The organism is Gemmatimonadota bacterium, from assembly GCA_040388625.1.
In the GTDB taxonomy this organism is placed as follows: domain Bacteria; phylum Gemmatimonadota; class Gemmatimonadetes; order Gemmatimonadales; family Gemmatimonadaceae; genus Fen-1247.
Genome location: JAZKBK010000004.1, coordinates 42,362 through 55,834, shown reverse-complemented (window position 1 = coordinate 55,834; position 13,473 = coordinate 42,362). Strand labels below are relative to the sequence as shown.

At 62.5% G+C, this 13,473-nt stretch carries 14 protein-coding genes; 12 read left to right on the top strand and 2 right to left on the bottom strand.

Translation table 11 applies throughout. The features are described from left to right. Positions 1 to 567: 567 nt before the first annotated feature. Together V4529_08750 and V4529_08745 are read right to left on the bottom strand one after the other, a co-directional pair. Entirely contained in the window at positions 568 to 1,590 is a 1,023-nt protein-coding gene (locus V4529_08750) for a hypothetical protein (GenBank protein MES2358418.1), read from the bottom strand. A 362-nt stretch (positions 1,591 to 1,952) separates the two neighbouring features. Next, positions 1,953 to 2,579: a redox-sensing transcriptional repressor Rex gene (locus tag V4529_08745; protein ID MES2358417.1), complete on the bottom strand. Its 627-nt coding sequence runs from the start codon at positions 2,577 to 2,579 to the stop codon at positions 1,953 to 1,955. Positions 2,580 to 2,668: 89 nt separating this feature from the next. Between V4529_08745 and V4529_08740 the strand changes: the two genes are divergently transcribed. The 12 genes from V4529_08740 to V4529_08685 all read left to right on the top strand — a co-directional run bounded on the left by V4529_08740 (position 2,669) and on the right by V4529_08685 (position 13,470). Beyond that, positions 2,669 to 3,901 carry an arginine deiminase family protein gene (locus V4529_08740; GenBank protein ID MES2358416.1) on the top strand — a complete coding sequence of 411 codons (1,233 nt, stop codon included), beginning with the start codon at positions 2,669 to 2,671 and terminating at the stop codon, positions 3,899 to 3,901. Next, complete coding sequence (locus tag V4529_08735; GenBank protein ID MES2358415.1) at positions 3,898 to 4,599, top strand: 3'-5' exonuclease; 702 nt, start codon at positions 3,898 to 3,900, stop codon at positions 4,597 to 4,599. The genes V4529_08740 and V4529_08735 overlap by 4 nt, the downstream gene beginning before the upstream one ends. Positions 4,600 to 4,631: 32 nt before the next feature. Then, positions 4,632 to 5,516 (top strand): MBL fold metallo-hydrolase, encoded by an 885-nt coding sequence (locus tag V4529_08730; GenBank protein ID MES2358414.1) that lies wholly within the window; start codon positions 4,632 to 4,634, stop codon positions 5,514 to 5,516. A gap of 190 nt (positions 5,517 to 5,706) precedes the next feature. After that, entirely contained in the window at positions 5,707 to 6,222 is a 516-nt protein-coding gene (gene infC, locus V4529_08725) for a translation initiation factor IF-3 (protein ID MES2358413.1), read from the top strand. A 9-nt stretch (positions 6,223 to 6,231) separates the two neighbouring features. Beyond that, entirely contained in the window at positions 6,232 to 6,429 is a 198-nt protein-coding gene (rpmI, locus tag V4529_08720; protein MES2358412.1) for a 50S ribosomal protein L35, read from the top strand. A gap of 98 nt (positions 6,430 to 6,527) precedes the next feature. Next, on the top strand, positions 6,528 to 6,893 hold the full coding sequence (gene rplT / locus V4529_08715) for a 50S ribosomal protein L20 (protein MES2358411.1): 366 nt from the start codon (positions 6,528 to 6,530) through the stop codon (positions 6,891 to 6,893). Between the two features lie 106 nt (positions 6,894 to 6,999). Beyond that, entirely contained in the window at positions 7,000 to 8,040 is a 1,041-nt protein-coding gene (pheS, locus tag V4529_08710; protein ID MES2358410.1) for a phenylalanine--tRNA ligase subunit alpha, read from the top strand. Continuing rightward, complete coding sequence (gene pheT / locus V4529_08705; protein ID MES2358409.1) at positions 8,037 to 10,427, top strand: phenylalanine--tRNA ligase subunit beta; 2,391 nt, start codon at positions 8,037 to 8,039, stop codon at positions 10,425 to 10,427. The genes pheS and pheT overlap by 4 nt, the downstream gene beginning before the upstream one ends. Next, on the top strand, positions 10,405 to 10,698 hold the full coding sequence (locus tag V4529_08700) for a hypothetical protein (protein ID MES2358408.1): 294 nt from the start codon (positions 10,405 to 10,407) through the stop codon (positions 10,696 to 10,698). Before pheT ends, V4529_08700 begins: the two co-directional genes overlap by 23 nt. Further along, the gene (locus tag V4529_08695) at positions 10,695 to 10,994 is read left to right on the top strand and encodes a cell division protein ZapA (protein ID MES2358407.1); all 300 of its coding nucleotides are present in this window, start codon (positions 10,695 to 10,697) and stop codon (positions 10,992 to 10,994) included. The genes V4529_08700 and V4529_08695 overlap by 4 nt, the downstream gene beginning before the upstream one ends. Before the next feature lie 9 nt (positions 10,995 to 11,003). After that, the gene (rny, locus tag V4529_08690; GenBank protein ID MES2358406.1) at positions 11,004 to 12,593 is read left to right on the top strand and encodes a ribonuclease Y; all 1,590 of its coding nucleotides are present in this window, start codon (positions 11,004 to 11,006) and stop codon (positions 12,591 to 12,593) included. Next, positions 12,583 to 13,470, top strand: a complete 888-nt coding sequence (locus V4529_08685) for a tetrahydrofolate dehydrogenase/cyclohydrolase catalytic domain-containing protein (protein ID MES2358405.1) — start codon at positions 12,583 to 12,585, stop codon at positions 13,468 to 13,470. The genes rny and V4529_08685 overlap by 11 nt, the downstream gene beginning before the upstream one ends. The last annotated feature ends 3 nt before the right edge of the window (positions 13,471 to 13,473 follow it).

The following is a 13,473-nucleotide window of genomic DNA, read 5'->3' as shown; positions in this document are numbered from 1 at the left end:
CTGCGGGTGCTGTCATCGAGGCCGACGCAGTTGTCGGAGATCCAGTCACACTATATATACACGCACTGTTGTAACTGGCGGGCTTTTCCATGCAGTACATCAGGTAGTCAATGCCGTCAGCTGGGATGAAGGTGTTGTCTGACCGGGTCACCGTGCAATCGCGTATTGCGGTCGCGACCGTTGCGTGCGTGAATGCGACGTTGTCACTGTAGTACTGGTAGCCGGGGTCGCTACGGTACACGGTCCGCGTCGCTATACCATCTCCCAGGTGCAGCAGCGTCGACGCGATCGCCCCTTCCGTCCTTGGGCCGGTTGGCCCAAAGCCCGTGCCGACCGGCGGTCCGGCGAAGTCACCGTTGTTGAACTCCGGGTACAGCGTATCTCCGAGCGTGGCACCCCAGAGAGCAACGGCGTGATAATCGGCGAACCCTTCGCGTAAGGCACATTGGTAATTCGTAACTAGGGTGTAGCTGTGGTGCGAGCAGGTGGGATCGTTAGCATTGGCGGTCGTAATGCGTATTCCTCCCAGCCTTGTTTGATGCACGGCGTGTCCGTACTCGTGCGCTGCTACAAAGAGGCCGTAGGTGCCCGTGGCGTAGCCCTCGTGGATCGTGATGGAATCTGTCGTGGTATTGTAGTTGGCCAAGTAGTATCCTGCGGCCCGTCGACGAAATTGACACCGATCGGATTTCTCGAGACCGCGAACACCTGCCGCGACCTGGTCACGGTCTGGCTTGTGTTGTCGAACGCCTCGGCCTGCGATGGAGCACCGACCGGGTAATCCCCGGTATACGTTCCACACCAATCCACGGACGCATTTGCCTGGTCCGGCCAGTAGCCCAGATCCGCTTGCGGCATCGAGGGCCGGTTCGTTACGAGCACCTTGACATCGGAGTTGACCGAGCTCGCCGCCATCTGGAGATAGCCACGCTCGTATGCAGGCGGGCAGGTCAATGTGAAGTTGCCATCGGCGTCAGTCTGCGTCACCGAATTAAACCCGGTTCCGCGCGTGTCGAAGATCCCGATCGTGGCGCTAGGGAGAGGCACACTGTAGCCTACCCTGGCATTGTAGTAGACAAGCGTGCCAGCGAATTGTGTGGACGACGGGCCCGGCGGTGGTGGCGGCTCGCAGGTCGGGTCGTTTGGATCGCAGATCGGTATTAGTGCGGGCTGCGCTGAGAGGCCTACCGCAGCGGATGGAGCGGCTGCGTATTGTAGCACAGGGTCGTGCGTAGTGTTGGTCTTACGAAACCCTTGAAGCTCCGCAAGCGAGTGAATAACCTGGCCACCCGTGGTCGTGACGTTCACCCATACGACCTTTGTAGCAGCGGAGTTCTGCACCATGCCACTGGCATCGATTTCGGGGTCGTCGCTGGTGAGTGATGCGCGCACGTAGTACAGACCAGGCACAGGGAAGGTCACACTCACTGCCCGTCGAACCTGCCCCGGTCCCTGCTGTGCTGCGCCGCGCCACGATAGCTGCACACCTGGATTACGCCGCGCGACGCTGCGCATCCCGTGCGTCGACCGATAGGCGATCTGGGCGATCGCTGGCACGTCAAGCTCCGCATGCGCACGCGTGGTCTGCATGTTTACATCGGCTGATACTTCGAGTGTGACCGGCGTTCCAACCCGAATGGCCGAGACAGCGTTAACACTGATCGGGCCGAACCGTTGTCGGACCGGCGGCTCGACGATTAACTACTCCATCAACGACAACCGCAGCTTCGGATCATTCTATTTTGCGCCAGGCAGTATACACAGCTCGCAGGACGCAAGCTTTGTCCTGGAATGTCCCTCCCCCAGGCGAAAATGTACCGGACTGTGTGTACGCGCAAGGTGGAGTCGAATCAAAGGCGGTCGGTGGCCCTGGAATCGCCCTGATGTTAAGTGCGAGAATGTCCGGTGCCTAACGCGCGGACTTCGCCATCTCCCCGAATTCCGTGAAGAACCTATTTCGAGAGGTTCGCCAGGGCGAACGATAGCGCCTCGAATTCCAGCCCCATGTTCACAGTACGCGTCACGACATCGGCGGGAACGGTAATCTGTGCAGGCGCGAAATTCATGATTGCCTTTATGCCAGCGGCCACCATCGTATCCGCCACAAACTGCGCCCCATCGGCTGGCACGGCAATCACGCCGATGTCGAAGTGTTCCTTCGCGGCATCGTCGGCGAGCCGGTGGACGTCGCGCACCGGAATCGAATCCAGTCTCGTTCCAACCTTGGCAGGCGACGCGTCGTAAAGCGCCGATACGTGGAAGCCCTTCTCCCGGAAACCCGGGTACTGGGCCAGCGCCAACCCGATCTTGCCGGCTCCGACTATGGCCACGTGCCAGTCCCGTCCGAGTCCCAGAATCTCGCGCAGCCGCGTAGTGAGCTCGGGGACGAAATAGCCCAGTCCTCGCTTTCCGAACGAGCCAAAGATCGACAGGTCCTTGCGCACTTGCGCCGAGGTGGTCCCGCCCAGGCGGGCGAGAACATCGCTGGATACGGTTGCTTCACCGCTGTCTTCGAGTTCCTCCAGGAATCCGAGATAGAGCGATAGACGACGGACTGTAGAGTCTGGTACGCGTTTCAAGTACGAAATTGGGCTTGTGAAATTCTTCACAAAGGTATGATAAAAGCACCAAAGCCCGCAAGTTGACCGCGCCGCTATCTTACGAAAAGATGCCAGTCAACATCAATTCCGAGATCGGACCCCTTCGCTCCGTCCTGGTGCATGAGCCCGGTCCGGAACTCCTCGCCGTCACCCCCGACACGCGCGAGGACTACCTGTACGACGACATCATCCACGTGGAGACGGCGCAGACGGAGCACCGCCGCCTCGTCGCCGTGCTGGAGCGGTTCGCCACCGTACACTACGTGCGCGATCTGCTCGCGGAAACGGTAGCGACCATCGAGGCTCGGCATCTGATCATCCGCGAAGCGATGGACATTCTCCAGTCCGCGCCCATCGCCAAGGACCTCAACGACCTTCCACCGGAAGACGTCGTGCGCGTCCTGATCGAGGGCCGCGAGGAAACCCCGGGACCACTCGCGCGTACGCTCAACGAAACCGGATACGCCCTCCCGCCAGTCCCCAATCTCTTCTTCACACGCGACACCGCGATGGGACTCGGCAAGCACGTCATGATCGGCTCCATGAGGTACGGCACCCGCTGGACCGAAGAGCTGATCATGAAGACGCTCTTCGCACACCACCCGGCGCTCGCAAATGCGGGAATCCTGTACGACGGATCCGTCGAGCGGCGCGTGAATTACACACTGGAAGGCGGCGACGTGCATCCGTTGCGGCCGGACCTGCTGATGATCGGGTTCAGCGAGCGGTCCAGCCCGGCCGCGATCGACGAGCTGGTGTCACTCGTGTTCGGCAATACTGCTTTCACGAACATCATCGTCGTCGTGATGCCCAAGGAAAACACCGCGATCCATCTCGACATGATCTTCACGCAGATCGATCGCGAGCAGTGTGTCATTCACGCGCCGCACTTCATTGGCGCAGAGCGTCTGTCGATCCTGCACTGGAGCAAGGGCGACGCGACGATGCGTGAGATGCCCAACGTCTTTGTCGCGCTGCACCAATGTGGCATGCGTATAGAACCGATCGTTTGCGGCGGCAAGAAGCGCATAATGCAGGAGCGCGAGCAGTGGGCGTCGGGTTGCAACTTCTTCGCGATTCGTCCGGGACTGGCGGTGAGCTACGCGCGCAATCATGAAACGCTGCGCGAGATGGAGTCTTCAGGATACCGCGTAGTCGCCTCGACGTCGTTCCTGGAAGGTCAGGAGCGCATCGAGGATGACGAGCGCGCGGTGATCACCATCGACGGAAGCGAGCTCGTGCGCGGCGGCGGCGGACCCCGCTGCATGTCGTGCCCCATCGAGCGGGAAGACGTCTGGTGAGCGATACGGTGAGCCGCGCAGTCGGCAGCACGATGAATCTGAGCCGGCTGTCGTACGCCGTTGTAGACGTCGAAACGACCGGCGGCAGTCCGGCGTACGGCCATCGCATAACCGAGATCGCGGTAGTCGTCGTATCGGAAGGTCGTATCACCGAGATATTCGAGCGCCTGGTGAATCCGGATCGCTTCATCCCGCCCTTCATTACGCACCTCACTGGCATCAGCGAGGGGATGGTCGCGACAGCGCCGCGCTTCGAGGAGATCGTACCGGAGCTTGTGATGGCACTGGCCGGCAACATCTTCGTCGCGCATAACGCACAGTTCGACTGGGGATTCGTGAGCGCCGAGCTGGAGCGCGCGGTGGGCAAGACGCCGACCGCATTGCGGCTCTGCACCGTTCGACTTGCGCGCGCGCTGCTTCCGCAGTTGCCGCGCAAGTCGCTCGACTACGTAGCACATCATTACGGCGTTCTCGACGTGCCGTCGCGCTATCAGCTCAACCGCGGCACGAGACACAGCGCAGCCGGCGACGCGATCATTACGGCGCATTGTTTGCTCCGTATGATAGACGATGCCGCGGATCGCGGCTTCACCACCTGGGACGACATTCAGCGCGCCACGAGTCGTGGATCGCGCAGCGGCAAGAACCGGCGTCCGTCGCCGATGCCGACCGCCGCTCTCGACGACCGCACCGCGTAGGCAATACTCGCAGGCAATACAGGTACTACAAAATGCCAGCACCCACTCCACTCGTACAATCACGTAGCATCGGCAATCTTGTCGTTCACGCGATACAGGCAGGCGGTCAGCGACTCGACGGTGGCGCGATGTTCGGCGTCGTGCCCAAGCCACTGTGGGAGCGTCGCATACCCGCCGACGAGCGCAACCGCATCCAGCTTGGCATGCGCTGTCTTCTCATCGAGCATCCGAGCGGTCTCATTCTCATCGACAGCGGTGCAGGCAACAAGGAGAACGCGAAGTTCCACGAGATCTACGGCGTGGAGAACGTCGGCGCCAATGGACGCACCGCGCTCGAAGACGGTCTCGCACAGGTAGGCGTGAGCCCCGAACAGATTGCGATCCTCATCAGCACACACCTGCACTTCGACCACGCCGGCGGCAACACGTTCGTGGACGACGCGGGCGTGGTACGTCCCACGTTTCCGCGCGCGCGCTACCTGGTGCAGCGGGGCGAGTACGAATTCGCAACCCATACGAACGAGCGCACAGCGGCGAGCTACTTCGATCGCAACTACGTCCCGACTCTCGAATCCGGGCAGCTGGAGCTGCTGGAAGGGGAATCGGAAATCGTGGATGGGATCGGCGTGCTGGTGACGCCGGGCCACACGCCATACCACCAGAGCGTGGTCATTCGTTCGGCGGGCGAGACCGCGATCTTTCTGGGCGATCTGGTCCCGACGCATGCCCATCTGCCGCTCCCGTGGATCATGGGTTACGACGTGGAGCCGCTGGTCACTCTCGAGTCCAAGCGTGGGCTCCTCAAGCGAGTGGAGCAGGGAGACTGGACCGTCATCTTCGAACACGACGCCGTGGTGCCGTGGGGTCGGGTGCAATTCGACGGGAAGGCCTACAGCTTGCGTCCGGAATCGGCCTAGGGTAACTTTCCAGGCTTAGTTTAATGCGGAAAGTGGTTGCCTAGCGGCGACCCACCCTCCGGCCCCGGCGTTGCCGAGGTGCTGTAGGCGTCCTGAATCATTCACACCGTGACCGCCACGGTGGGTTTGGCGCGGACTCCTACGTGGGAGGCCCGCGTTTTTTGTTTTCTCTCTTATCGAGGTTTTGCTCATCCCCCCAGACGTCAAAGGTCCGCGCGTCAATCGTCAGATCCGTTTTTCGCCTCTTCGTGTCATAGGCGACGACGGCGCCCAGCTTGGAATCATGGATGTTGATACGGCATTGAGCAGAGCGCAGGAGCTCGGCCTCGATCTCGTCGAAGTCGCACCACTTGCTCGTCCTCCGGTCGTCCGAATCATGGACTTCGGGAAGTACAAGTTCGAGCAGGCCAAGATGGCTCGTCAGGCCAAGAAAAAGCAGCATGTGATCGAGCTCAAGGAAGTCAAATTCCGCCCGGGCATCGAGGAGCATGACTTCCAGACCAAGGTCCGGCACGCGCGTGAATTTTTGGGTGAAGGGAACAAGGTGAAGGTCACCTTGATGTTTCGCGGGCGCCAGATCGCGCACCCCGAGCTGGGAAGGAAGGTCGTGATTCGTGTCGCCCAGGAGCTGGTCGACGTGAGCAAGATCGAGGCAGATCCGAAGTTCGAGGGAAAATCCATGACGATGATTCTGGCACCCAAGTGAGGGACTAGCATGCCGAAGATGAAGACACACAAGGGCGCGAAAAAGCGCTTCTCTATTACAGGTAGCGGCAAGGTTCGGCGCAACAAGGCCAACAAGAGCCACATCCTCACCAAGAAATCCGCCAAGCGGAAGCGCAACCTGCGCCGCCCCGGCACCATCGCGACATCGGGCGACGAAAAGCGCATGAAACGTTTGTTGGTGGCGTAGTTGTAGGGCGCGGATGTATCCGCGCCTGGCCCCGTCGAATGCAATCGAACTGTCCAATCCGCGACCACACGTCGCCTATCATAGAGGAGTAGCAGCCCATGCCAAGGGTACGATCCAATGTCGCGCGTCTGAAGCGCAAAAAGCAGGTAATGAAAGCCGCGCGCGGTGCGTTCGGCGCGCGTAGCAAACTCTGGAAATCCGCCAAGGAAAACGTCGAGCGTGGCTGGAAGTACGCTTACCGCGACCGCAAGAACAAAAAGCGTGAGTTCCGCAAGCTCTGGATCGTTCGCATCAACGCTGCCGCTCACATCCACGACATGAGCTACAGCACCTTCATCAACGGGCTCGGCAAGGCCGGCATCGAGATCGACCGCAAGGTCCTCGCCGATATCGCCGTGCGCGACGCAGCCGCCTTTGGCGTGCTCGCCGAGCAGGCCCGCAAGGCGCTGAGCGCCGCCGCGTAGGCAGCGTCAACGATTCACCGGCATCGCGCCGGATGATGCGCTGACGGGGCGGCCTCGATACTTTACGAGTCCGCCCCTTTCATTTGTAAGTCCATCCATCGCAAAAGTGCCAGCAACGACGCTCAACGACTTCCAGTCATCGGCTGCCGACCTCGAACGCGCAGCATCGGCGGCTTTCGCCGCGGCCGACTCGTCCGATTCACTGGAAAGGGCGCGCGCGGAATTCATAGGCCGATCCAGCGGACGCCTGCTCGAGCTGCAACGTCTCGTTCCCACGTTCGAAGGTCCCGACCGCGGTATCGCCGGTCGCGCCTTCAACGACCTCAAGAAGGCCCTGGAAGGCAGGCTCGAAGCGCGCCGAACGGAGCTCGAATCCGGCGCCCGCGCCAGCGCGCCGCAGATCGACCTCACCATGCCGTCACGCCGCCAGTTCCGCGGCGCCGAGCATCCTGTGACCGTCGTCATCGAAGAAATCGTCGAGATATTCCGCGAGATCGGATTCACGGTCGCGACAGGCCCGGAAGCGGAAACCGAGTGGTACAACTTCACCGCGCTCAACTTCCCGCCGGATCACCCGGCGATGGACATGCACGACACCATGTATCTCGCCGAGGACGTGGTGCTTCGCACGCACACGTCACCGGTGCAGATTCGGTCGCTGCAGGCCGGCCCGCCGCCAATTCGTGTCGTGATACCCGGCAACGTGTATCGCCTCGATCCATTCGACGCGAGTCACGCGCCCATGTTCGCACAGATCGAAGGACTCGCGGTGGATGAGGGAATCAGCTTCGTCGATCTCAAGGCGACGCTCACCCATTTCGCTACGCGCTTCTTCGGCGCGACCCGCACGCGCTTCAGGCCAAGCTACTTCCCGTTCACCGAGCCATCCGCGGAGATGGACGTGGAATGCCGGCTCTGCAAGGGATCCGGCTGTCCTGCGTGCAAGGGAACGGGATGGATGGAGATTCTGGGATCGGGAATGGTGCATCCAAACGTACTGGACGCCGCCGGCGTCGATAGCGAGAAGTACACGGGCTGGGCGTTCGGCATGGGGCCCGCTCGCATCGCGCTTCAACGCTACGGCATTCCGGACATTCGCGTTCTGTATGACTCCGACATGCGCTTCCTCGCGCAGGTGGCGCGATGAACGCGTCGTATGAATGGCTGCGCGAGTTCACCGATTTCGATCTCACGCCGGAACAGCTGCGCGATGTGATAACCAGTCGTGCAGCGACAGTCGAGGATGTGATTTCGCTGCGCGCGGATCTCCGCGACGTCGTCGTCGGTCTGGTGGTCGAGGCCAGGCCGCATCCCAATTCGGATCATCTCTGGGTTACGAAAGTGGACGCCGGGATGGGCGAGCTGCTCGACGTCGTGTGTGGCGCACCCAATGTTCAGGCCGGCTCGAAGTACCCCTTCGCGCCATCCGGCTCGACGCTGCCTGGCGGTCTCAAGCTCGAGCGCCGCAAGATACGTGGCGAGACTTCAAACGGAATGCTGTGCTCAGCGCGCGAGCTCGCGCTCGGCACCGAGCACGACGGCATACTGACGCTCCACACCGATGCAGCGCCAGGCACACCGTTCCTCGACGCCTTTCCCGCCGGCGATACCCGCTTTGTAGTGGACGTGCTTCCCAATCGCCCCGATCTGCTGTCGCACGAAGGCCTGGCGCGCGAGATCTCGGCGTACACTGGCAACGACCTGCACATGCCGGAACATCCCGGCATGTCGGCTGCCCCCGCGTTCGAGCACGGTACCAGTGACGGAAGCACCGGCGGCGTTCGCGTCTCCATCGATGAGCCGTCAGCGTGTCCGCTGTACACTGCGACGGTGATTCGCGGCGTCAGGATCGAGCCGAGCCCTGAGTGGCTTGCGAATCGCCTCATCAGTATTGGATTGCGGCCGATCAACAACGTCGTCGACGCGACCAATTACATGCTGCACGGCTTTGGTCAGCCGATGCACGCGTTCGATCTCGATCGCCTGCGCGGACCGGAAATTCACGTGCGCAACGCCCGGCCTGGCGAGCGCATCACGACGCTGGACGGCGTCGAGCGCAAGCTCGATCCGACCATGACGGTGATCGCGGACGCCGATCGTGCGCAGGCCATTGCGGGCGTGATCGGTGGCAGCGAAAGCGCCGTGTCGGATGGCACCAGCAACGTTCTGCTCGAAGTCGCAGTATTCGATCCTCGCTCGGTGCGCTCGACGCGTCGCGCGCTCGGCACATCCACCGATGCGAGTTATCGCTTCGAGCGTGCACTCGACGCGCACGCGTCCGCCGATCTGGCGCGCTACGCCACGGCGCTCATAATATCGCTCGCCGGCGGACGTGTCGACGGCGCGCCGATCGCAGTCGGTTCGCCGCGCCCATCGCCGCATCAGTTGTCGCTCCGCGTATCGCGCGTCGCGAAGATTCTTGGCGAGCATGTCTCCGCGCCAGAGTGCATGCGTCTGCTCGGCAGCGTCGGCTTCGGGGTCAACTCCGGCGAGAACGAGGTGCTGCACGTCACGCCGCCACGCTGGCGCTCCGATGTCACCCTCGAGGTGGATCTGATCGAGGAAGTCGCGCGCTTGCGTGGCTACGATTCCTTCTCCGACGAGCTGCGTCCATTCAGGGTCGGTTCCGCGCCGGAGTCGCCCGCATACGTCGTCATGCGGCGCGTGACGCGTGCGCTCGTCGAAGCCGGCATGATGGAGGTGCGCCCCATTCCATTCGTCGCCGATGCGGGCGAGCATGGTGTGCGCGTTCTCAATCCGCTGGCGGAGAGCGAGGCGTTGCTCCGAACCAGCGCGCTCCAGACGCTCGCGCGCCGCGTGGAGCACAACTTCGCGCACATGACGCGCAACGTTCGGTTGTTCGAAGTCGGTGTCGTCTTCAGTCGTGGCCTGGATAAGCGGATTCCCATGGAGCGCACCGTGGCCGCGGCCGTGATATCGGGCGACCGCAGTCCCGCGCATTTCACCGATCCGAGACCGGCACAGATGGACATCTGGGACGCGAAGTGGATCGCGGAGACGATCGTTCGCGCCGCCTTTGGCCAGTCCGGTCCGTCCCGTCCGGAGCTGCAGCCCAATGCGGCGCGCGATGGGTGGGATGTGGTTCACGACGGCTCGACGATCGGGACCGTCGGACCGATCACCGTCGACGCGCCGGTCTGGGCACCGCCGGTCTTCGGAATCGAGATCGACCTCACTGCTGCGTTCGGGATCGCGCGGGAGCCGGTTGTTTATCGTCCGCTACCCGTCACCCCCGCCGCCGAATTCGACCTGGCGCTGCTGGTACCGGCCGACGTCGTCGCCGCCGACGTCGCCCGCGTCATCAGAACGAATTCGGGCGAGATGCTGGAATCGCTCGTGCCTTTCGACGAATTTCGAGGTGCGGGGGTGGGCGACGGATATCGGAGTATCGCCTGGCGCTTGACGTTCAGGCATCCAGAGCGCACCCTACGCGACAAGGAAATCGAAGGCCGCCGCGCGCGAATCCTGCGCGCCCTCAACGAGGAGCTCGGTGTCAGACCACGCACTACCTGAGAATCCGCAGTTCGCCCAGCTTGGCCGCCTCGTGCGCCGCCTGGGCGAGGAGCTGGCGAGCTATCGCAAGCGCGCGTTGAGCGCCGAGGCTCGGCTCCGCACGGTCGAAGACGAGGCCGCCCGCGTTGCTGGAACGTCGCCTCAGCGCGTGCTGGAGCTGGAGCGCGAGAACGCGGAGCTCAATCGCAGGCTCAAGGTCGCCAGGACGCGAACGGAGAAGATGCTCGCGCGTGTCAGGTTCCTCAAACAACAGCGGGACGGCACGGCATGACCAAAGCAAAGACTACCACCGTCCGCGTCACCATACTCGGCGACGACTACACGCTGCGGTCGGCCACGTCGGCCGAGGAAACCCAGGCGATCGCGAAGCAGGTCGATCAGTCGATCCGCGAGATAATGCAGTCAGGTCTGGTGGTGGAGACCCACAAGGCCGCAATTCTGGCCTGTCTCCGCATGGCCGGCGAGCTGGCCCAGGTCCAGGCCGAAGCCGCAGAGCTTGCGGCCCAGATGACCGCCCTCAGTCAGGAGATCCGGCCGTGGCTGCCACCGGCCAAGCGTTACGATTAGCTTCCGAAGATGGACTTCACGGCTATTTTGGCCGCGGGCGCGATTCTTGTGCTGGTCGCCGGCTGCGGCCTTTTTTTCGTCATAGGGCGTAAAGCTGGTACCAGAGTGGAGGCGGAACGGCAGCAGGCAGCCGGTGCCTCTGCCGAACAAACAGCGAAGCGCATTATCAGTGATGCTGAACGTGACGCACAGGCTCTTCGCAAGACCGCCGTACTGGAAGGAAAGGAAGAACTCATCCGGCTCCGCGAGGAGTGGGAAGCGGAAGCGCGAAAGCGTCGCGAGGACGTCGAGGGCGACGAACGACGGTTGCAGGAGCGCGCGGGAACGATCGAGCGCAAGGCCGACGCACTTGAGCAACGCGAGCGCGAGATCAAACGCACCGCGTCTGAGATTACCACTCGCGAAAGCAAGCTCGGGGAACGTCAGGCGGAGCTGGACCGGCTCATCGCCGACGAGCGGCGCCGGCTCGAGACGCTGGCCGGCATGTCGGCGGCGGACGCCAAGAACGAGTTGATAAAGCGACTCGAAGAGGAGGCCCACGCCGATGCCGCCAATCGCGTGCGAGTCATTCGTGAGGAATCCCGGCGCAACGCCGAGCGGGAGGCGAAAAAGATCATCGCACTGGCGATTCAGCGGATCGCCGCTGAGCAGACAGTGGAGACGACGGTCTCGACCGTCGCCCTTCCCAACGATGAAATGAAGGGACGGATCATCGGCCGCGAAGGACGTAACATTCGCGCCTTCGAGCTGGCGACCGGCGTCGATGTGATCATCGACGATACGCCAGATACCGTCGTGGTGAGCTGCTTCGAGCCGATGCGGCGCGAGATTGCGCGCATGGCGCTGGAGAAGCTGGTGGCAGACGGGCGGATCCATCCAGGGCGCATCGAGGAAGTCGTAACGAAGGCGCGCGAGGAAGTCGACAAGGCGTTGATCGAGACTGGCGAGCGTGCGGCGTACGAGAGCGGCGTCCACGGATTGCACCCCGAGCTGCTCAAGCTCATCGGGCGTATGAAGTGGCGCACGAGTTACGGCCAGAACATCCTCAATCATTCCAAGGAAGTTGCCTGGCTGGCGGGCATCATGGCTGCAGAGCTGGGGCTGGACGTGGCGATGGCGCGGCGCGGCGCATTGCTGCACGACGTTGGCAAGGTGCTCACGCACGAGCATGAAGGAACGCACGTGCAGCTGGGCGTCGAGATGGCCACCAAGTACGGCGAGCATCCGCTGGTCGTGAACGCGATCGCCGCGCACCACGACGACGTTCCGCACGAGAGCGAGATATCCGTGCTCGTCCAGGCAGCGGATGCGATAAGTGGAGCGCGTCCGGGCGCACGTCGTGAATCATTCGAGACGTATGTGAAGAGGCTCGAAGGAATCGAGCGGATCGCGTCGGACTATCGCGGTGTCGAGAAGGTGTTCGCAATCCAGGCGGGCCGCGAAGTTCGGGTGATAGTGACGCCGGACGTGATCGACGATCCTCGCATGGAGACGCTGTCGGAGGAAATCGCCTTGAGGATCGAGCGCGAGCTGCAGTATCCCGGTCAGATCAAGGTAGTGTTGATTCGTGAGACGAGGGCCGTCGGAATTGCCCGCTGAACTGATAGACGGAACCGCCATCGCCGCGCGGATCCGCGGCGAGGTGAGTGCGGAAGTCGCGACGCTGAAGGCTACGGGCGTCGTGCCAAAACTTACCGTCGTGCTCATTGGCGACGATCCGGCGAGCGCCGTGTACGTCGCTGGCAAGGCGCGTGCGTGTGTTGAAGTCGGCATGGAGGAGAATACGATTCGCCTCCCGGCATCGACGTCACAGCACGAGTTGATGGAGCTGCTCGACCGGCTGAACGGCGATTCGTCGGTGCACGGCATTCTGGTGCAGTCGCCCTTTCCCCGACAGATCGAACCGGGTGCGGTGATCCGTCGGATAGATCCGGCCAAGGACGTCGACGGTTTTCATCCTGTCAATGTCGGGAAGCTTCTAGCCGGCGACCGCGATGGATTCGTTCCGTGCACTCCCGCCGGAATCCAGGAACTGCTGCGTCAGTCCAACGTGACGACGCACGGGCTGCATTGCGTTGTCGTTGGCCGGAGCAACATCGTCGGCAAGCCCATGGCCGCGTTGATGGTGCAGGATGCGCCGACGGCCAACTGCACTGTCACCATCTGTCATCGCTACACGCGCGACCTCGGGTCGTTCACGCGTTGCGCCGACATTCTCATTACCGCCGTGGGTCGGCCTGGTCTCATTTCGGCTGACATGATAAAACCCGGCGCCGCCGTGCTCGACGTCGGCATCACGAGAATTCCGGATGCGACACGGAAGAGCGGCACACGCCTCGTGGGCGACGTCGATTTCGACGCCGCGCGTGAAGTTGCTGGTCTCATTACGCCCGTGCCAGGCGGTGTCGGGCCGATGACGATCGCGATGTTGCTGCGCAATACTGTCCGCGCGGCGCAGCGTCTGGCGGCCGCGTGAGCT

Coding starts and splice junctions, on each gene's coding strand:
- V4529_08750 (MES2358418.1), bottom strand. CDS start 1,590: ATGCAGACCACGCGTGCGCATGCGGAGCTTGACGTGCCAGCGATCGCC.
- V4529_08740 (MES2358416.1), top strand. CDS start 2,669: ATGCCAGTCAACATCAATTCCGAGATCGGACCCCTTCGCTCCGTCCTG.
- V4529_08730 (MES2358414.1), top strand. CDS start 4,632: ATGCCAGCACCCACTCCACTCGTACAATCACGTAGCATCGGCAATCTT.
- rpmI (MES2358412.1), top strand. CDS start 6,232: ATGCCGAAGATGAAGACACACAAGGGCGCGAAAAAGCGCTTCTCTATT.
- rplT (MES2358411.1), top strand. CDS start 6,528: ATGCCAAGGGTACGATCCAATGTCGCGCGTCTGAAGCGCAAAAAGCAG.
- pheT (MES2358409.1), top strand. CDS start 8,037: ATGAACGCGTCGTATGAATGGCTGCGCGAGTTCACCGATTTCGATCTC.
- V4529_08695 (MES2358407.1), top strand. CDS start 10,695: ATGACCAAAGCAAAGACTACCACCGTCCGCGTCACCATACTCGGCGAC.
- rny (MES2358406.1), top strand. CDS start 11,004: ATGGACTTCACGGCTATTTTGGCCGCGGGCGCGATTCTTGTGCTGGTC.